This is a genomic window from Actinomycetota bacterium (assembly GCA_019347575.1).
In the GTDB taxonomy this organism is placed as follows: domain Bacteria; phylum Actinomycetota; class Nitriliruptoria; order Nitriliruptorales; family Nitriliruptoraceae; genus JAHWKY01.
In genome coordinates this window covers 1-18,280 of sequence record JAHWKY010000004.1, presented here as the reverse complement: position 1 = coordinate 18,280, position 18,280 = coordinate 1, and the positions used below count along the sequence as shown (strand labels likewise).

Below are 18,280 nucleotides of genomic sequence, written 5' to 3'. Positions count from 1 at the left end.
GGATGTGGGGCGACGGCAGGCGGCAAGGTACCGGCGGGGTGGACGATCGCCCGACCGGACCTACGGCTTCGCCGCCGCGACCTCGTCCAGGAGCCCCTCGAAGCGCTCAGCGATAACGTCCCAGGTCCACCTCTGCAGCACCCACTCACGACCGGCGCGCCCCAGGTCCTCGCGCAGGTCCCGGTCGCTGAGCAGCCGGGTCACGGCGGCCGCGACCTCCGTCTCGTCGCGTCCGTCGACGACCAGGCCCGTCTCACCATCGCGCACGGCCTCGGGAGCGCCTCCCGAGCGCCCCGCGACCACGGGGACACCACAAGCCTGGGCCTCGAGATAGACGATGCCGAGTCCCTCGACGTCGGTTCCGAGCAGCCGTGTCCGGCACGGCATCGCGAACACTTCCAACGCGGCGTGGGCGTCCGCGAGCTCGGCCCACGAGACCTCGCCCGTGACGACCACGTTCGGCAGATCCCGCGCCGCGTCACGCAGCGTCCCCTCCAGTGGCCCCGTGCCGACGACGGTGAGCCACGCGCCGGGATGAGCGTTGTGCACTGCCGGCCAGGCCCTCAGCAAGGTGTCCTGGCCCTTCCGGCGGACGAGTCGCGAGATGCAGCCGACGAGCGGGGCGTCATCGGGGACACCCCAACGCGTGCGCATCGCCAGGGCACCCGGCCGCGCCGGTGCGAAGACGTCGGGATCAACACCAGGGGGGATGCGACGGATGCGCTGCGCAGCGAGACGGTCGCCCATCGCATCCTGTGCGAAATCGCTGATGGTCGTCGCAGCGGCGAGGCTGCGGGTCGCTCGCCGCACGAGCGCGCCCAGCCCGATCCGGCACAGACCCGCTTCGAGCCCGTGGGTGAGACCGACGACGGGGAGGCCGAGCCCATCCCGCAGCCAGGGTGCGAGTTCGCCCAGCGGCCAGGACGCCCCGAGCACCACGACGACCGGATCGTGGTCCTCGACCAACCTCTCGACGTCGGCGCGGATGGCCCGCGTTGGCCGCACTGGCCCATCCGCGCGTTCGACCCGGTACGGGACATCGGCATCGTGAGCGCGCGCATCGCCGTGGGCAGGACCGAGCACGACCGTGGTCGCGGCGTGGACGCGGACGAGCAGGTTGTGCACGAACTGCTCGATCCCGCCCGACCGGGGCGGCAGGTCGTTGGTCACCCAGAGGACGCGCATCGACCGAAGCGTACGGGTAGGCGGGGATGCCACTCGCCCGGCGGCGGGCCGACACCTTCGCAGTCCAGCTCGTCGGCCTGCGTCGCCGCAGCGTGGATCCGTCGAGAGACCGAGGGATGGGTGCCCCACAGCAGCGTCACCCAGCCGGGTGGTGAGGGGTTCGCGAGGTCGCGCAGCACGAACGAACGCTGGAGTTCGATGAGCGCCTCGGGCCGGTCGGTCAGCTCCGCCGCGCGGTGATCAGCGCTCGCCTCCGCCCGACGGGAGACCCAGTTGGCGACCGGTTGGCCGACCACCTGGGCGACCGCGACCAAAGCGAGCGCGACCGCCAGCAGACGTGGGTCCGATGGTGATCGGGCTCGCATCCGTGCGGCCGCCCATCGCGATCCCCACAGACATCGCAGCACCAGCGCGACGGGTAGCACGCCGGACGCGGTCAGTAGGATCCCACGGGCGATGTCACGGTGCTCGCGGTGCGCGAGCTCGTGGGCGACGGTCGCGGCCACGCGATCCGCCGGGGCGGCCACGAGGTTGTCGAAGAGCACGACCCGCCGAGTTGGTCCCAGGCCGGTGACGAATGCGTTCGACCGGGTCGTGCGACGGCTGGCATCGGCCACCTCGACCTCGAGCTCGTCCTCCCCCGCCCGTGTCAGCACCTCCGCCACTGCGTCGTGTACCGGGCCGGGTGCGAGCGGTTGCGTCGACAGGAACAGCGGCTGGACGATCAGGGGGAGGACCAGGGCGAACGCGGCGGCGAGCAGCGTCACGATGGGCACCAGCCCCCAATGCCACGAAGCCGGCCAGCGTCGGACCGCCGTCAACAGGCCGGCTCCGACGAGTCCGGCCACCACGGTCACGATGCCGACGTCGAGCAGGTGGTCACGCCACCAACCCACCGCGCCGGCGGTGCGCAACCCCCACGCCTGCTCGTGCAGGTAACCGCGCCAGAGGTCGATGGGGAGCGTGACGATCGCAGCCGCGAGCACGATGCCTCCGACCACGGCGAAGGCGGCGAGGGGTCGCGGCCGCCCCTCCGGTCCGGCGAGCCACGCGACGAGTCGGCGTCCCGGACGGGTCGCGACCACCAGGATGGGAACGGCGGTCGCCAGGACCAGGCTCATGAGTGCTGCCAGGTACCGGGGCATCGCGTAGCGCTCGATCACCGCCAACACCTCCACCGGGAACGTCGCGACCGCCGGCGGACCGCCGGAGGGCGGCGGGGCGACCGGCCGCCAGAGGTTCGCGACCACACCGGTGACGGCCAGTGCGACCGCGACGGCCACCACGAGGGTGCGTCCCGACGGACGTCTCACGGCGTCGGTGTGGGATCGCCACCGGGACGCCTGCGCCAGTGCCGGGACGCGGTCTCGGATGCCTCGTTGACGGCCCTCGCGGCGTCCTGACGCTGCGCCACGAACTTGGCGATCTCTCGCTGCGCGGAGTTGAGTCGTGGGAGCAGATCGCCGATCTGCACCTCGAACGCGTCGGCAGCCTCCTGTGCGCTGCGGTAGAACCACCTCTGCTCGACGAACCGCGCGGCGACCGCGTGGGCGGACTCGAACGTGGGCCAGTGGCGCACGACCACCTGGACCAGTTTGTCGGCCGTCTCGGCGTAGGCCCGCACGGCCGTCAGGACCTGGTCCTCGGCGTCGAGGTAGCCCCGCTGCCAGTCCTCGTCGAGGACCTCGCGGGTGGAACGCAGCGTGGCACGAGCGTCGTCGACCGCGAGCGCGAGGTCGATGAACGGCTGCCGCAGACGGGCGGGATCGACGCCGGTGAACGCCGCGTCCACACCCTCCGACGTGTCCTGGGCGTCGTCCACCCGCTCGGGATCACGCAGCTGCGCGACGACCTCCTCCAGCCGGCGCACGGCCGAGAGCGCATCGGCGAGGGCGAGGTCGGCGACCTGTTGGTGCTCCGCGACCTCGGCCATCTCGTCATGGAGCGCGGCGACGCGGATCGAGGTGTCGTCGACCGGCGCGGTGGGTTGCGACCCCACGCTGTTACCGCCGCAGGCGGGAGCCGCCAGGGCGAGGAGGGCACAGAACACAGCGACGGGACGACGCATGGGACGGGGAGGGTACGTGCTCGTCGCGTCAGCTCAGCGACGCTTCGCGCCGCCCTTCGCGCCGCCCTTCGGGCGGCCCGAGCCCTGACCCCGTGACCCCGACTTGTTCGGGGAGGTGCCGTTGCGTCGTCGGGTGAAGCCCAGGTCGCGGGCCAGCTCGCTCGAAGCGTCGAGCTCGCGTTCGCGAGGATCGAAGACCCACGACGCCGTGCGGCTCCGGCCACGGTGCCGGAACCGGACGCTCACCCGCCAGCGGCCGTCGGCGCGCCGGGTCGTCTCCCACGAAGCGTCCTCCGGATCGACGTTGCGCCGCTTGAGGCTCTTGCGGACCGCATCCCCGAGTGCATCGCGGGATCGACCCAGCCGCGGTCGTTCCAGCTTGATCGACTGTGCGTCGCGCAGGATGCGGGCGCGCTCCTCGAGGATGGGTGGCAGCCAGCGCTCGATCCACGCCTCGTCGGTCCCAGCCTGCTCGGCGACCATCCGCGGCGACTTCCCCGACCGCAGCAGCGCCTGGATCTCCGCCGGGCTGAGTTGCGGTTCGGGAGCCGGCTCGGGCGCACGCTCCTGCCGAGGACTCGGCGAACGCGGTCGGGACTCGGGCTCGGGAGGCGATGGTGGGGGTCGGGACTCCGGCTCGGCCATGTCCGGTTCCGGCTCGGGCGCGGGCTCGGGTTCCGACTCGGGTTGCAGCTCGGGTTCCGGTTCGGGTTCCGGTTCGGGAGCGGACTCGACATCGGCGACCTCGTCGGCCGCTGCGGCCGGGCCGAGCTCGTCGTCATCATCTTCGTCGAGGTCGAGCCTGTCGAACAGCGGCGCCGGGGGCGGCGGGTCCGCGGGTCGAGGCACGATGCGCACGCCCCCGCCCGCACTGCCCTCACGCGGCGGAGCGAACGGTGACCGGTCGTCGATACGGTCCTCGAAGGGATCGCGATCGAGGTGCTCGTCGATGAAGCTCAACGGAGCATCAGCCGCCGCGGTCGCCTCGGCCACATCACGCTCGAGACCCTCGGCCGCATCTCGCAGCAACGGGATCGGGGACGGCGCCGCGTCGGCCGAGAACGGCTCGTCGTCTTCGAGGTCGGTGCTGACAGCGGCCTCGTCGTCCGGCTCGACGTCACCATCCTCGTCGAGGCCCTCGTCGACCGACCCGGGCGAGCGGGTACCGGGTTCGGCGAGTCCCGACTCGATCCGGAGCTCATGCACCTCGTCGAGCGTGGCGAACAGGTCGCCGTCGATGAGGAGCCGGTAGCGGCCACCGGCTTCGGCGTCGAGGTCCAGTACGACGTACCGCAGGTCGGCGGTGTAGCCGATCAGGTGGACGTCGATCACCGGTTCCTCCGCGGAGTGTCGGGGCGCCGTCGGACGCGGGCGGCGTCGGAGGCCCCTCCGACGGCCTGCGAGGCCACGAACGGTGACGCGAGGACTCGGGCCGCCCCCCGCCGTAGCCGTTCGCGGGCGGCAGGCTACTGCACCGCCGAGAGGAACGGCAGCGTGCCCACGCTGTCCCCACCTGCGGCACCGACGCGCTCGCGTAGCTCGCGGTCGTCGGTGATGACGAGCACGTCCTCGGCGGCTTCGACCTCGAACACGATCTCGTCGTCCGCCGTGGCCGTCCGGCTCGCGAACACCACGGTCACGATCCGCGAGGGCGCCGTCGAACCCGGTGGCAGCGCCTCCTCGGCATCGAAGACGACCGTCGCCCTGATGCCGTAGCGCGAGACGGCCTGCTCGAGCAGCTTGACCAGCCAGGCGCGCTGATCTGCCAACGGCACGTCGCCGCGGTGCTGTCGGGTGACGTTGTAGCCGTCGACGATGACCCGTCGATCGCGACGGAGGTGCGCCTGAGCGTGCTCGGTCGTGCCCGCACGGAGCGTGGCTGGGTCGGGTGGAGTCCTCGGCGGCGTCCGTCGCGGCGGCGTCGGAGGCGGGGACGTCGGCTCCGCGGCATCCTGCTCCGCACGTCGTCGTGAGCGGGCACGCCGCTCCTCCGCGAGGCGCCGGTGTCGGCGGAGTTCGTCGGTCAGCGCGTCGATCTCGGACTGCGCGCGGCGGCGTTCCCGGTCGACGGCCTGGCGGTGCCGCTCGTCGGCGCTGCGGAGCTCGTCCTCGAGCTCAGCGATACGCGCGTTGGCAGCGTCGAGTTCGGCGGTGCCCGCCGCGACGCGTTCCCCCGCCGCACGAGCACGCGCTTCGGCTCCCTCGAACCGCCGCCGCGCGTCGTCGCGTTCCTCGAGCACCTCCCGAACGCGCCGCCGGAGGGCGTCGGACGCTGCATCGGGCGCGACATCGCCCTGGGGTGGGGGCGCGGGCGCCGGTTCCGGCTGCTCGCTTCCCCGCAGCACCTCGACGAGTTCACCCGCGGCGGGGTCGTGGCGGAGGGCGCCCACGGCTGCGGTCCACAGCGCCCCGCCCTGGGCGAGTGCCTCCGACAGATCACGTCGTGCGCGCCCACCAACGAGCCGACCGGCCGGCAGCGCGCGCAGCTGGACCAGGCGCGGCGTGAGCTCCGGCGGCTCCAGCTCGTGCATGACCGCACGGACGTGGCGCTGCAACGTCGCCCAGTGATCGGAGGACAGGCTCAGGAGCAGATCCACGGTCGGTACGGGCACCGCCGTGGTCATCCGATCAGTTGTTGGACACCACGACACCGAGCTGATCGAGGCGCTCGAGGAAGTCGCCCGTCTCGGTGCCCTCGATGGCAGCCATGGCATCGATGTCTTCGTACCTGACGAACAGGAGGGTGGAGTCGTCTCCACGCTGCGACTGGATGAACGTCAGGTACTGCACGACCGGCTCCATGCCTTCCCGCGTCCGGATCCGCTCGACGTCGAGCGCGTACGCTGGCATGCGTCCGCGGTCGTGGGGCGTACCACGGCGTCGTTCCTCTCGATCGCTGGCGACGACACCCGAGGGCGATGCGGATGGCACGTCGGCCTCCACGATCGGAGCATCGGCCGCCCTGCGACGGGAACGGCTCGCGACCACGATCGTGCCGACCACGATGGCGCCAGCGACGGCGAGGATCCAAGCAACCGTCCCCCCGCTGAGACGGGACCTGATCCTGCTGCTCGGCTCCATGCACACACGGTACCGCCTCGGGGGGGCCCGCGGCGGGCATCTACGAGGCCGACGCGTCCATGTCCGATCCGTCCGTTCCCCCCGGCACGGGTTCGACCGAGATGGCGTCGTCACGGCCGCACCAGCGGCACGTCACCGACTCGGTCGTGCGCTCGAGCACCTCCTCCTCCTCCTCGGTGTGAGCGTGGCCAGCGAGGTCCACGTGGTGGTAGCGGCGGGTGCGAGCCCGTTCGACCACGTCGAACCGGGTCACGTTGCCGCAACCGTCGCAGCGGTAGCGCTGACCCGGCTCGAGTCCGGCGGCCAGGTCGCTCACGTCGTGCGCCGTTCATCCGACCTTCCCAGAGGCGTGGCGGCGGCGCCCCGCTCGAACCACGGGCCGTCGTCCATCGCTGGGAACTCCGGGTAGCCGATCTCGACCGTGAAGCCGGCCTGGCGAACCGCCTCCGCGGCGCCGCGCGCGAAGACCCGCAGCTGCTCCACGTCCACGCCGTGGTGCACATCCGGGTACGCCTCGAGCTTGTCGGCGGCGCGGTCGAACAGCGCGCTCGCGCCGTCGGCGTTGCCGCGCTGGTGGTGGCAGCACGCAACCGCCACCTGGATCACGCCCTGCCAGAACAGCCGGTCGGGGTCCAGGGCGCGGTGCCACACATCCTCGAGGCACTCGTGCGCCTCGAAGTAGCGCTCGTGGTTCCACAGCTCCACACCGGTCGCGAGCGCCTCCTCGACGGTGTCGTACTCCCAGTCCCTCGCCAGATCGGTCCGCTCCGTCCCGTACGGCAGTGGCTGCCCGAGCAGGTCGCGCGGTCGCGCGTTCTCGGGCCGCCCCGCCGCATCGCGGTCGCGGTCGAACCGGCGCACGTCACGTGGTCGGTCATCGGACACGGTCTGCTCCGAGTGTTCTGAGTCGTAGCGTCACCGGGAGCGTAGGTGACGTCACTCGTTAGGCTCGGCCCGTGCCCGAGCTGCCCGAGGTCGAATCCGTCCGCCGTCAGCTCGCTCCCGAGCTGACGGGCCGGACGATCGTCGATGTGTGGTGGGACCATCACCCCCAGCAGCGCTTCAACGACGTCGACGACGCGGTCGGGGGCCGCGTGATCGCGGTCGAGCGACGTGGCAAGTTCCTGCTGCTGCCCCTGGTCGAGGCTGGCGCCGGTGGCGAGCCCGACCAGGAACTGGTGCTGCACCTCGGGATGACGGGTTCGTTCGCGTTCGACCGCCGTGATGCCTACGCCCGCGCGACCTTCGATCTCGATGACGGTCGCACGTTGGTGTTCCGTGATCCACGCCGCTTCGGCAGGGTCTCGGTGGTCCCCGCTGGCGACCACGCCTCGATCCCGACGCTGGCCGCGCTGGGACCCGAGCCGCTCACCGACGACTTCGACCCGGACACGTTCGCGGCCCGGCTCAGCGCGACGACAGCACCGGTCAAGGCTGCGCTGCTCGGGCAGCGTCTGGTCGCGGGGGTGGGCAACATCTACGCCGACGAGGCGCTCTGGCGGGCCCGCATCCACCCGCTGTCGCGTCGGGTCGGACGCTCACGAGCCCAGGCGCTCCACGGCGCCATCCGTGCCGTGCTGAGCGAGGCGGTGGAGCGTGAGGGCACGACCTTCCGCGACTACCGGATGGTGAACGGCGAGAGCGGTCGCAACGCCGACTTCCTCGACGCCTACGGCCAGGAGGGCCTGCCCTGCCGTCGCTGCGGTACCCCGATGCGCAAGATCGTCGTCGCGCAGCGGGGCACGACCTACTGCGCCCGGTGTCAGCGCCCGTGACGGCCTGGCAGCGACTCGTCGATCAGGTGCGGCTCGAGCCGCTGCGCTGGGTCGGTGCCGCCGTGGCGGTGGCCATCACCGCCTGGTTCGGTGCCATAGCGCTGCTCTTCGGCATCTACGTCGGCGTCGACCCCGAGTTCTGCGGCGACGGGACGTGGTGCCTCAGCGACGCGAACCTCCTCGGGTCGCTCGGGATGCTCCTCGTGGGCGCAGGTCTGCACGTCGGTGGGATCGTCGTCGCGCGGATCGTGCTCGTCCTCACGCCCTGGACCCGGTGGGCCCTGCTCGCGATACTGCCGACCCTCGCCACCCTCGGCTACCTCGTGTACAGCTACGTCGCGTGATCGATCGCTCACCGCGTGACCGGCGGAGGTGAGGGCCGCCCCGGCGGGTCGGACTCGTAGCCGGGTGCGAACGGCTCCGTGCCGCTCGCTGCGAGGTCGATCTCCCACTGCAGCGGCCAGGGGTTCGCCAGGCACTCGCCCAGCTCGGTGGACTGCTGCGCCATGATGGGAGCGGGGAGACCCGCACCTGGACACTGTGGCCTGGGGTGGTGCAGTCCGATCAGGTGTCCCACCTCGTGGTTGACGAGCATGACGCGGTAGTCCTCCAGCGAACCGGGCCACTGCGGCGTCGCGGTCCGCCAGCGGTCCGCGTTCAGGTTGACGGTGGGGCCGAGCTGGCACGAGTAGCGACCGCCCGTGTCGTAGGGGGCGCAGCGCGCGTCGACCTCGGGGCCCTCCGCGACCGTGATGACGTGCTCCCCACCATCGGCGAGGACGAAGAGGAAGCCGGCACGCCTCCACCCGCGGGGATCGGTCAGGATGGCATCGATCGTAGCGGTCACCGCGGCCGGGTCGAGCTCCGACGCGAGCACCTCGACGCGGTAGCGGACCTCGGTCCCGCGCGGTTCCGGAGACGACGTCGGGGACATCGGCACCGGCGAGCCAGGGTCCGGCGCCGGGACCGCCGAGGTCGTCGGCGAGCCGGCAGGCAGCGCCGTTGGAGAGCACGCCGCGAGCACCGCGGCGAGGAGGGCGCCGATCGTGCGGATCAGCGGGCGCGGTCGGGGATCGGAAGACCCAGCAGCTCGCGTGCTTCGTTGGGGGTGGCGGTGCGCCGGCCCTGCGCTTCGACGATCGACACGGCCTGGGCGATCAACGCCCCGTTGCCCGACGCCAAGTCGCCGTTCGCCAGGTAGAAGTTGTCCTCGAGTCCGGCCCGCACGTTGCCGCCCAGCGACGCGGCGGCGGCGATCAGCATCCACTGGTCCCGGCTGATGCCGATGACCTCCCAGTTCGAGCCCGGCGGCACCCGCGACGCCAGGTGCGCGAGGTTGCGCGGGTCGGCCTGGATACCGCCGAGGACCCCCAGGATGAGCGAGAACTGCATCGGTTCGCGCAGCCATCCCTTGGCCACCAGCGGCTCGATGGACTCGACGTGGCCGACGTCGAAGCACTCCATCTCCGGCAGGATGTCGTTGTCGTGCATGGTCTCGACGAACGCCATGATGTCGTCGAACGAGTTCTCGAAGATGAAGTTGAACACGAAGTCGTCGCGCGAGTTGGACCACTTCGCGTAGTTCATCGAGCCCATGTTGAGCGCGCCCATCTCCGGCTTCAACTCGCGCAGGAACCGCAGGCGGGTCTCGAGGGGCACACCGACGGCTCCGGTCGAGTAGTTGATGATGATGTCGGGGGCGGCCTCGAGGATGGCGTCGGTGATGGCGCGGTAGTGCTCCACCTCCCAGGTCGGCGTCCCGTCGGGGGTCCGGGCGTGGATGTGCACCACGGCGGCGCCCGCGTCTCGCGCCCCACGGGCCTCCTTGCCGTACTCCTCCGGGGTGTAGGGGATCGCGTCGTGCTGCTGCTTCGTGGTGACCGCGCCGCTGATGGCACAGGTCACCACACACGGATCCGAGAACGCCATGGTGCTCCTCCTGGTGTCCGAACTGCCCGTTCCGAGGCTGTTCGACCCTCTCCCTGGCCGTCTGCGGGGGTCCCGAGGGCCGGGTTGTGCCTGGCCGTACGGACCGGCGGCCGCGCCGGCGCGACCGAACCCCTACTTCCGTCGGTACCGGGTAGCGGGTGCATCGACCATGCTTCCCACGTGTCGCCGGTCCGGGCGGCGGACGGCACCGTAGCGTCCCGTCATCGACGAGCCGGAACGGACCGTGAGCAAGCGAACCGCGGGGAGGTACGACGTGCGCTCGACGAGCCTGAGCCGACAGGCCGCTCGTCAGCGTCCAGGGCGCACCTCCCGGTTGGGACCAGAACGGCGCGAGGGAGACGAGCAGACCCTGGCGCCACGACCGACGAAGGGACCGCTGTGGCCGTTTCCCCCACGCTCTTCGGCGTCGACCACCCCTACGCCGGCGGTGGTTGGCAGGAGCGCGCGGCCTGCCGCGACGCGGACATCGATCTGTTCTTCTCCCTCGACGAGGACGACCAGCGCCGCGCTCTGGAGTTCTGCCAGTCCTGCCCTGTCCGTCGCGAGTGCCTCGAGCACGCGATCCAGGAGCGCGAGATGTACGGCATCTGGGGCGGCATGCAGGAATCCGAACGCCGCGCCATCATCCGAGACCTACGACGTCGCGAACGCGAGGAACGCGACCGTCGTAAGCAGCACGATGCCGCGTAGCGGCCGAGCTGCAGTTCACCGGGCTTCGGACCCCCCCGCCCGAGTCCCGGTGTCCTCCCCGCAACATCGAGAGGTCTGGCTTCCCCCTCCAGATCCTCGGTGATTTCGCCTCGCACCTCGACGCCCCGGCTCCCCCCGCGCCGGGGCGTCGTCTTTCCCGGGTAGATCCCGCCGCGGCAACGGCGCCGGGTGTGCTCCGAGCGCACAGCTCGGGGGGCCACCTGCTGACCCGGCTGCTCGATCTCGACGGCTGCGGAGTTCGCTGTGTCACACCCTCCCACCACGATGAACCACAGGCATGTGGTTCCGCTGGGCTGCCGCTGATCGTGCGGCCCGGCCGCAGCGCCGCCGCGCTAGCGTACGGAACGTACGTTCAAGCGGCCAGCGCTCCTGGTGCACGACCGACACGCGCCACGGCGAACGGAGGGCAGCGGTGGTGGGCGAGACCGCCGGGGCGACGCAGCGATCGTTCGAGGACCTCGGTCCGGCGCTCATCCACGTCACCTTCGTAGTCGTGGATCTCGAGACCACGGGTCTGTCACCGGCGAGCGATCGCATCACGGAGGTCGGGGCGGTGAAGGTCCGTGCTGGTGAGGTGCTGGGCGAGTTCCACACCCTGGTCCACCCCGGGCGCCGAGTGCCGGCGGCGGTCACGGCCGTGACCGGGATCACGGACGCGATGGTGCGCTCGAGCCCGCCGATCGAGGCCGTCCTGCCCAGCTTGCTCGAGTTCCTCCGTGACGGGGTCCTGGTCGCGCACAACGCCGGCTTCGACGTCGGCTTCCTGGACCACGAGCTGGCACGCAGCGGACGGCCTCGGTTGACCAACACGGTCGTGGACACCGCACGGTTGGCCCGCCGGGCTCTGGGCGGCGAGGTTCGCGACTGCCGTCTGAGCACCCTGGCTCGCCACCTCCGCAGCCGCTTCACACCCGAGCATCGGGCGCTGGCCGATGCGCGTGCCACCGTCGACGTCCTCCACGGCCTGCTCGAGCGCACCGGGAGCCTCGGGGTCGTCACGCTCGAGGACCTGCTCGACTACTGCCGCTCGACGTCCGACCCGCTGTTCCGGAAGGTGGACCTCGTCAGGTCCGCACCGGATGCGGCTGGCGTGTACCGCTTCCTCGACGAGCGCGGCGAGACGCTCTACGTGGGCAAGGCCAGGAACCTGCGCCAGCGTCTCCGTCGCTACTTCGGCCAGGACCGGCGCCGACGGATCGCCGACATGGTGCGGCTGACGGCGCGGGTCGAGTGGGACCTCGCTCCGACCGACCTCGAGGCGCAGGTGCGTGAGGTGCGGGCCATCCAGGACGAGCGACCGCGCTTCAACCGCAGGTCACGTCACCCCCAGCGGGCCGTGTTCGTCAAGCTGACCCGCGAGCGCTTCCCGCGGCTGTCCATCGTGACCCAGCCGCGTGACGACGGGGCGCACTACCTCGGTCCGGTGGCGTCGCGACGAACCGCTGAGGAGTTCGTCGAGGCGGTGCACGAGGCCATCCCGTTGCGGCAGTGCACGATGCGGATCCGGGTGGCCCAGGACCACGGGGCGTGCGTGCTGAAGGAGCTCGGGCGCTGTGGTGCCCCGTGCGACGGCACGCAGTCCGTGGACGACTACGGCGCGACCGTCGGTCGGTACGTGTCCGCACTCACCGGCGACGTGGACGCGCTGCTCGGACCGTTGCGGACCCGGATGCTGCAGCTCGCGCGTACCGGGCGCTTCGAGCGGGCAGCCGGCGTGCGCGCACGCCTGCACACCGCGGCGACGCTGCTGCGCGAAGCGCGCCGGCTGGACAGCCTGGCGCGGGTGCCCGAGCTCCTCGCAGCGTGTCCCTCGGAGGAAGGCTGGGAGATCGCGCTGATCCGGCAGGGGCGACTCGTCGCAACCGAGGTCGCCGCGACCCTGCCGCACGTGGACGAGCTGCGCCTACGGTTGGGTGCGCTCCCCCACCCGCCCCCCGGTCCCGGACCGATCGGTCCCGACGCCGTCGCCGAGCTGCGTCTCGTGCGGTCGTGGCTCGACGACGGGGCGGTCGTGCTCTGGTCCGACGGGACGTACGCCGAACCCGTGGCGGGCGGCGCCGCCCTCGCGATCACCCGGCGCGAGGCCCGCCACGTCGAGCGTGCCGTACGGCGTGACCGGCAGGTGCTCAGCGGGACGAAGGTGGCACGCCGCGGGGCGTGAGACCGCTCACCACGCCAGCGACGACTCCACCTCGAGGGTGTCGAGATCGGCGACGACGAGGCCGATCTCGCTGAACGTGTACACCGACCCGTCGATCACGACCGAGCGTACGATCGGTGGGACCCAACCCTCGGCGAGAGCGACCCTGGCTTCCTCCAGCGCAGCAGGGTCCGCAGCCGGGTCGGATTGCGCCACCGCCCCGTTCAGGATGCTGTCGTGGCTGACCTGGCCGACGCGGTCGAGCGTGCGCGCCCCGGTGTCCACACGCAAACCGATGGCGCCTGACCACGATCCCGTATCGCTCCAGATGCTGACCGGCAGCATCGCCATCCCGGTGGGCGCCCACCACAGGAACGCGTGGTGGTCGTACTCCGCGTCGGAGTAGCCCTGCTGCACGGTCGTGTTCGCGACGCGGCGGGGCGCGTCGAGATCGCTGACGTCGAACAGCGAGACCTGGGTCCCGAGCGTCTGCCCCTGCTCGGTCGCGTCCTGACCGATGCCCAGCAGCAGGCCGTCCCCGACCGGGTGCAGGTAAGCCGAGTAGCCCAGGATCTTCAGCTCGCCGCGGACGTGCGGGGCCGTGGGGTCGGACAGGTCGACGGTGTAGAGGGGATCGGTCTCGCGGAACGTGACGACGTACGCGACGTCGCCGAGGTAGCGGACCGCGTAGATGCGCTCATCGAGTCCCAGACCACCGACGGACCCGACCTCGGCGAGGCGATCGCCACGCAGTTCGAGCACCCGGACCGCGCTCTGGCTGGGGCGCTCCGGGGTGGCCTCCACGGTGGTGGCGACGCGCAGGTACCCGTCGTGCTCCGACATCGAGAACTGGTTCAGCAGCTGACCGGGCACCGAGCCGGACCCGAGGTAGGTCGCACCCGACGCGTCGGCGATGTCGAACACGTGCAGGTCCGTCTGCGTCGCTCCCGGAACCCACGGCCTCCAGATGGCGTCGTCGGCCCCGTCCCCCATCTGCCCGTCGGCGGCTTGCTCGATCCACCGGTTGGTGGCGACGTACAGCGACGTCGCCGAGGCGTAGACAGTGTCGCCTCCGGCGAGGACGGTGGCGGCCTCGGCATCGTCCCACCCGCCCGCGAGGTCGAGCGTCAGCACCGACAGCGATCCGAACCCCGAGAACTCGACCGGCGTGTGGATACGGTCGCAGGGGACGATCGGTTCCCGGCTGACGAGAGGTGTCGCGCCGGTGCGATCGGTGTGGACCGCCGCTGGTAGCCAGTCACTCAGGGTCGAACGCATCACGAGCTCACGGTTGGCCGCCAACGCGGCCCGCTCCTGCTCTGGCCCGCCCTCCATCGGGAACGCCCAGGGCATGCCGGCCGGGTCCGCGCGCACGACCAGCCGTGCCACCCCGTCGATCATCCGAGCGGCGACGCGCCAACCCTCCACGTCGAGGCGTTCGATCTCGTGCGGGGCGGCCGGATCACTGACGTCGTAGAGGGTCGCGGTGGCGGTCCCGAGATCGTGGACCGGCGTGAAGGCGACGTCCGACATCGGCTGGTCCACGGGCGCCTCCCGGCCGGCGAAGACGCCTGATCGTGAGCTGAGGACCAGCAGCCGATCGCCATCGAGCAGCAGCTGGTGATCCCACGAGTTGCCGAGCGGCTCGTCGTGCACAACCGCGGGGTCCGCCCCCCGCACGTCGAGGACGCGCAGACGTCCCTGCACGACCGTGTACAGGTAGGACCCATCGGTCTTCACCAGATCGGGCTCGTCGACCCCGACCTCCTGGACGTTGGTCGTGGAGTAGTCCGCTCCCGCGACGCGTGCCGCCGGGGCTGCAGCGTCGTCGAGGCCCGCGCCACTGGTGGCATCGCCTTCGGCGGCGACCGCCTGGCCGTCGGCCAACGCCCAGTACTGGCCCTCGAGGCCCCACGGTCCGACGCGATCGGCCGCCTCCGCGCGGATGTGCGCGAGCGCGTCATCGCAGGCCTCGAAGGTCCGCAGCGCGGCAGCGTGTCCGACCGCGATCGGTGCCGGACCGGGTTCCAGCGGCGCCGGCTCCTGCGTCACCACCTGCGCCACCCCCGCCGCGAGGACGACCACGGTCGCTCCTGCCAACATCCGCCGCATGATCCGACTCCCGATCGATCGCTGCCTGGTGGGTGGGACGCGGCCCGGGGGGCCGGAGTTCCACGTCAGGCGATCGGCGATCCGGGCACGACGTCTTCGGGGATCTCGAGCAGCCGGACGGTGCCGTCGGGCTCGAGCGCCCCGAGGACCAGGAACTGGCTCACGAAGCCGGCGATGCGCTTCTCCCCCAGGTTTATCGCGGCCGCGACGAGCCGTCCGTTCAACTCGTCAGCCGAGTAGTTGGTGATCTGGGCGCTGGAGGCCAGTTCGCCGACGACCGGTCCGAAGTCGACCCGGATCCTCCACGCCGGCTTGCGCGCCTCCGGGAACTGCTCGACCGCGACCACACGCCCGACACGCAGGTCGATCGAGAAGAAGTCACCGGGTTCGACCTCCGGTTTGCGCGCCAGCTCCGCCGGGTCGTAGGGGCGCGTCGCGGGGTCGATGCGGTGCCGATCAGTCACCGTCCACCATCTCCTCGCCCTGCAGCTCGCGGACTCGCGCCACCCACCGGTCGCGCAGCTCCATGGCCGCTCCCGAGGACAGCACCTCTCGAGCGCGGGCCACGCCTGCGGCGAGGTCGGAGACGACGTCGGCCACGACGAGCGCCGCCGCGGCGTTGAGGGCCACCGCGTCGGCAGCGGGTCCCGGCTCGCCAGCCAGCACCCGCTCGGCGATCCGGACGTTCGTGTCGAGGTCCCCCCCGAGCAGATCCTCGGGGCGCACGCGGGGCAGATCGAGCTCGTCCGGGGTGATCGTGCCCGGTGTGACCTCGCCGTCCCGCACATCCCACACGTCACTGGGGCCGGTGGTCGTCAGCTCGTCGAGCCCGTCGGAACCCCGGAAGACCATCGCCCGTCGACCGAGCCGGGCCAGTGCCTCGGCCATCACCGGGGCGAGGGCCGCGTCGGCGACCCCGACGACCTGCCGCTCGGCGTGAGCCGGGTTGCACAGCGGGCCGAGGACGTTGAACACCGTGCGGATGCCGAGTTGCTGACGGATGGGACCGACGTGGCGCATCGCGGGGTGGAACGACCGCGCGTAGAGGAACCCGATACCGAGCTCCTCGATCGTCGTGGCGACGGCAGCAGGGGGCAGTTCGAGGTCGATCCCCCACGCCTCCACCAGGTCAGCCGATCCGCAGGCACTCGATGCCGCTCGGTTGCCGTGCTTGGCCACCCGCGCCCCGGCGGCCGCGACCACCACGGCCGACACCGTGGAGATGTTGAAGGTCCCCGCCCGGTCACCACCCGTGCCGCAGGTGTCCACCAAGGGGCCGGAGACCTCCAGCGGCACCGCCGCCGCCACCATCGCCCGGACCAGGCCGGCCAGCTCGGCCGCGGTCTCGCCCTTGGCGCGCAGTGCCACGAGGAAGCCGGCTGCCTGCGACGGCTCGGCCTCGCCCGCCATGATCGCGCCCAGCACCGCTTCGGCCTGCTCCTCGCTCAGATCGTGACCGTCGAGCAGGCCCTCGAGCACGTCGCCCCACACGACCTCGGCCGATCCCACAGGAACGCCTCCAACCTCGGGATGAGGCTGCACACTACGGTACGCACGGAACCCGGCTGCGATCCGGGCAGCGGAGAGAGGTACATGGGGCCAGCACCCTCGCAGGGCGACGGCGAACGCGTCCTCGTCGTGGAGGACGAGGACGACCTGTCCCAGCTCGTCCGGATCAACCTCGAGCTCGCGGGGTACACCGTCGACACGGCGGCGGACGGGGCGGAGGCGCTGGCGAGCATCCGCAGCGACCCCCCCGACCTGGTCCTGCTCGACGTGATGATGCCCGTCCTCGACGGCTGGCAGGTGCTGCGATCGCTCAAGGAGCACGACGCCACACAGGACATCCCCGTCGTCATGCTGACCGCGCTCAGCCAGGAGCGCGACTTCATCCGCGGTCACCTCCAAGGAGCGATCCGCTACGTCACCAAGCCGTTCGAGATGGCGACGTTGCTCCGAGCGGTCGAGGAGAGCCTCACGGAGCCGGACGACGAGGAACGTGACCGTCGCCGTGAACGCGTCCGGACGTTGCTGCAGCGCCTGGCCGAGCTGGATTCGGGCCGCACCGGCGAGGGCGGTGTCCGCTGGTCCAAGATCGAGCGCGCCCCGCAGCCGCAGGGCGGTCAGCACGCTCCGACGGACGAGGAGCTGACACGCCTGTCGCGGCTCACCGACAAGCAGCGCTACGTCGCCGAGCAGCTCGGGTGGGGGCGCGGCGCCCGCGAGCTAGCCGACGAGTTGGGTGTGTCCCGGAGCAACGTGTACGCCACGCGCAAGCGCATCGCACGCAAGCTAGGGGTCCCTCCGGACGACGTCGCCGACACGATGGCGCGCCTGCTCGAGCGTTGAGGGTCGTCGTCAGGTGCCGGGCGCGATGCCGTCGTGGCGTGCGGCCCGGACCTCCCCTCCGGACTCGTCGCCAGCATCCGCGGGAGCCGGTGCCGCGCCGACGAGTTCCGCGACCCGCGCCGCGAGCACGAAGGGGTCCACCGGCTTGACCAGCACGACGTTGGCGCCCGCCCAGTCTCCCAACCACCGGTCATCGGCTCGCCCCGCCATCACCACGGCCGGCGGGGTGAGTTCCCCGCGGAGCTCGCCCTGAGCACGGATCTCGTACAGCACCGAGAACCCGCCCTCGGGCGACAGGTCGCCGTCCATCACGATCACGTCGAACGAGCCTGCCGTGACCAGGGCGTGCGCCTCCTCGGCCCCACTGGCGTGGACGACGTCCGCCTCCCCGTGCAGGTGCAGCGCGGTCGCCGCGCGTGAGCGCACGGCGGGATCCTCGGACACGATCAGGACGCGCACGTGGCTCCTCCAGGGGGTGGTGACCCAGCATCCTCCCGGACGGATCCAGGTCGAGCAACTCGGCCCCACTAGACTGACATCGATGCTGCTACATCGCATCGTTCGCGGGTGCGATGCACCAGCAGTGAAGTGGAGATCGCGAGAGGAGAAGGGTCGACGTGTCTGAGAGCGAGAACCCCGTCATCCCCGCCCCGGAGCCTGAGCGGACCCGGCCCAGGTCGAACCGGGACTGGTGGCCCGACCAGCTTGCCCTTCAGGTGCTCCACCAGCACTCGCACCGGGCCAACCCCATGGGCGAGGACTACGACTACGCCGAGGAGTTCGAGGACCTCAACGTCGAAGCGCTGAAGCGGGACGTCTTCGAGGTCATGACGACGTCGCAGGACTGGTGGCCCGCCGACTACGGCCACTACGGGCCGCTGTTCATCCGGATGAGCTGGCACGCTGCTG

The 18,280-nt window shown here is 71.5% G+C and carries 20 protein-coding genes; 6 read left to right on the top strand and 14 right to left on the bottom strand.

The features are described 5' to 3' along the window. Positions 1-60: 60 nt before the first annotated feature. The 8 genes from KY469_03360 to KY469_03325 all read right to left on the bottom strand — a co-directional run bounded on the left by KY469_03360 (position 61) and on the right by KY469_03325 (position 7,219). Positions 61-1,185, bottom strand: a complete 1,125-nt coding sequence (locus KY469_03360; protein ID MBW3662115.1) for a glycosyltransferase family 4 protein — start codon at positions 1,183-1,185, stop codon at positions 61-63. Next, positions 1,167-2,498 carry a M48 family metalloprotease gene (locus tag KY469_03355; GenBank protein ID MBW3662114.1) on the bottom strand — a complete coding sequence of 444 codons (1,332 nt, stop codon included), beginning with the start codon at positions 2,496-2,498 and terminating at the stop codon, positions 1,167-1,169. The genes KY469_03360 and KY469_03355 overlap by 19 nt, the downstream gene beginning before the upstream one ends. Then, a complete protein-coding gene (locus KY469_03350) occupies positions 2,495-3,184 on the bottom strand; it encodes a hypothetical protein (protein ID MBW3662113.1) in 690 nt (229 codons plus the stop codon). Before KY469_03350 ends, KY469_03355 begins: the two co-directional genes overlap by 4 nt. A gap of 102 nt (positions 3,185-3,286) precedes the next feature. Next, positions 3,287-4,585: a DUF3071 domain-containing protein gene (locus KY469_03345; GenBank protein MBW3662112.1), complete on the bottom strand. Its 1,299-nt coding sequence runs from the start codon at positions 4,583-4,585 to the stop codon at positions 3,287-3,289. Between the two features lie 134 nt (positions 4,586-4,719). After that, on the bottom strand, positions 4,720-5,850 hold the full coding sequence (locus KY469_03340; protein MBW3662111.1) for an NYN domain-containing protein: 1,131 nt from the start codon (positions 5,848-5,850) through the stop codon (positions 4,720-4,722). 31 nt (positions 5,851-5,881) lie between these two features. Further along, positions 5,882-6,184 (bottom strand): hypothetical protein, encoded by a 303-nt coding sequence (locus KY469_03335; GenBank protein MBW3662110.1) that lies wholly within the window; start codon positions 6,182-6,184, stop codon positions 5,882-5,884. Between the two features lie 190 nt (positions 6,185-6,374). Continuing rightward, positions 6,375-6,641: a hypothetical protein gene (locus KY469_03330; protein ID MBW3662109.1), complete on the bottom strand. Its 267-nt coding sequence runs from the start codon at positions 6,639-6,641 to the stop codon at positions 6,375-6,377. A 5-nt stretch (positions 6,642-6,646) separates the two neighbouring features. Beyond that, complete coding sequence (locus tag KY469_03325) at positions 6,647-7,219, bottom strand: DUF309 domain-containing protein (protein ID MBW3662108.1); 573 nt, start codon at positions 7,217-7,219, stop codon at positions 6,647-6,649. 71 nt (positions 7,220-7,290) lie between these two features. Here KY469_03325 and mutM point away from each other — a divergent pair, with 71 nt between their 5' ends. Continuing rightward, positions 7,291-8,109 (top strand): bifunctional DNA-formamidopyrimidine glycosylase/DNA-(apurinic or apyrimidinic site) lyase, encoded by an 819-nt coding sequence (gene mutM / locus KY469_03320; GenBank protein MBW3662107.1) that lies wholly within the window; start codon positions 7,291-7,293, stop codon positions 8,107-8,109. Beyond that, positions 8,106-8,453, top strand: a complete 348-nt coding sequence (locus KY469_03315) for a hypothetical protein (GenBank protein MBW3662106.1) — start codon at positions 8,106-8,108, stop codon at positions 8,451-8,453. The genes mutM and KY469_03315 overlap by 4 nt, the downstream gene beginning before the upstream one ends. A gap of 8 nt (positions 8,454-8,461) precedes the next feature. Here the strand turns inward: KY469_03315 and KY469_03310 are convergent, their stop codons facing one another. Continuing rightward, positions 8,462-9,043, bottom strand: a complete 582-nt coding sequence (locus tag KY469_03310; GenBank protein MBW3662105.1) for a DUF3152 domain-containing protein — start codon at positions 9,041-9,043, stop codon at positions 8,462-8,464. Between the two features lie 119 nt (positions 9,044-9,162). Then, positions 9,163-10,038: a 3-keto-5-aminohexanoate cleavage protein gene (locus KY469_03305; protein ID MBW3662104.1), complete on the bottom strand. Its 876-nt coding sequence runs from the start codon at positions 10,036-10,038 to the stop codon at positions 9,163-9,165. 399 nt (positions 10,039-10,437) lie between these two features. On the opposite strand from KY469_03305, the gene KY469_03300 reads away from it, so the two are divergent. Together KY469_03300 and KY469_03295 are read left to right on the top strand one after the other, a co-directional pair. Next, positions 10,438-10,749: a WhiB family transcriptional regulator gene (locus tag KY469_03300; protein ID MBW3662103.1), complete on the top strand. Its 312-nt coding sequence runs from the start codon at positions 10,438-10,440 to the stop codon at positions 10,747-10,749. 433 nt (positions 10,750-11,182) lie between these two features. After that, the gene (locus KY469_03295) at positions 11,183-12,931 is read left to right on the top strand and encodes a DEDD exonuclease domain-containing protein (GenBank protein ID MBW3662102.1); all 1,749 of its coding nucleotides are present in this window, start codon (positions 11,183-11,185) and stop codon (positions 12,929-12,931) included. 6 nt (positions 12,932-12,937) lie between these two features. On the opposite strand, the gene KY469_03290 is transcribed toward KY469_03295, so the two are convergent. The 3 genes from KY469_03290 to trpD all read right to left on the bottom strand — a co-directional run bounded on the left by KY469_03290 (position 12,938) and on the right by trpD (position 16,489). After that, positions 12,938-14,995: a beta-propeller domain-containing protein gene (locus KY469_03290; protein ID MBW3662101.1), complete on the bottom strand. Its 2,058-nt coding sequence runs from the start codon at positions 14,993-14,995 to the stop codon at positions 12,938-12,940. A gap of 92 nt (positions 14,996-15,087) precedes the next feature. Then, the gene (locus KY469_03285) at positions 15,088-15,432 is read right to left on the bottom strand and encodes a tRNA-binding protein (protein ID MBW3662100.1); all 345 of its coding nucleotides are present in this window, start codon (positions 15,430-15,432) and stop codon (positions 15,088-15,090) included. Positions 15,433-15,478: 46 nt separating this feature from the next. Further along, entirely contained in the window at positions 15,479-16,489 is a 1,011-nt protein-coding gene (trpD, locus tag KY469_03280; GenBank protein MBW3662099.1) for an anthranilate phosphoribosyltransferase, read from the bottom strand. Positions 16,490-16,615: 126 nt separating this feature from the next. Here trpD and KY469_03275 point away from each other — a divergent pair, with 126 nt between their 5' ends. Then, positions 16,616-17,371, top strand: coding sequence for a response regulator (locus KY469_03275; protein ID MBW3662098.1), 756 nt, complete (start codon positions 16,616-16,618; stop codon positions 17,369-17,371). Positions 17,372-17,380: 9 nt separating this feature from the next. Here the strand turns inward: KY469_03275 and KY469_03270 are convergent, their stop codons facing one another. After that, positions 17,381-17,830 carry a response regulator gene (locus tag KY469_03270; protein MBW3662097.1) on the bottom strand — a complete coding sequence of 150 codons (450 nt, stop codon included), beginning with the start codon at positions 17,828-17,830 and terminating at the stop codon, positions 17,381-17,383. Between the two features lie 158 nt (positions 17,831-17,988). Between KY469_03270 and KY469_03265 the strand changes: the two genes are divergently transcribed. Then, positions 17,989-18,280: catalase-peroxidase (locus KY469_03265; GenBank protein MBW3662096.1), on the top strand; the 292-nt coding region annotated here is incomplete at its 3' end.

Coding starts and splice junctions, on each gene's coding strand:
- KY469_03275 (MBW3662098.1), top strand. CDS start 16,616: ATGGGGCCAGCACCCTCGCAGGGCGACGGCGAACGCGTCCTCGTCGTG.
- KY469_03310 (MBW3662105.1), bottom strand. CDS start 9,043: ATGTCCCCGACGTCGTCTCCGGAACCGCGCGGGACCGAGGTCCGCTAC.
- KY469_03305 (MBW3662104.1), bottom strand. CDS start 10,038: ATGGCGTTCTCGGATCCGTGTGTGGTGACCTGTGCCATCAGCGGCGCG.
- KY469_03360 (MBW3662115.1), bottom strand. CDS start 1,185: ATGCGCGTCCTCTGGGTGACCAACGACCTGCCGCCCCGGTCGGGCGGG.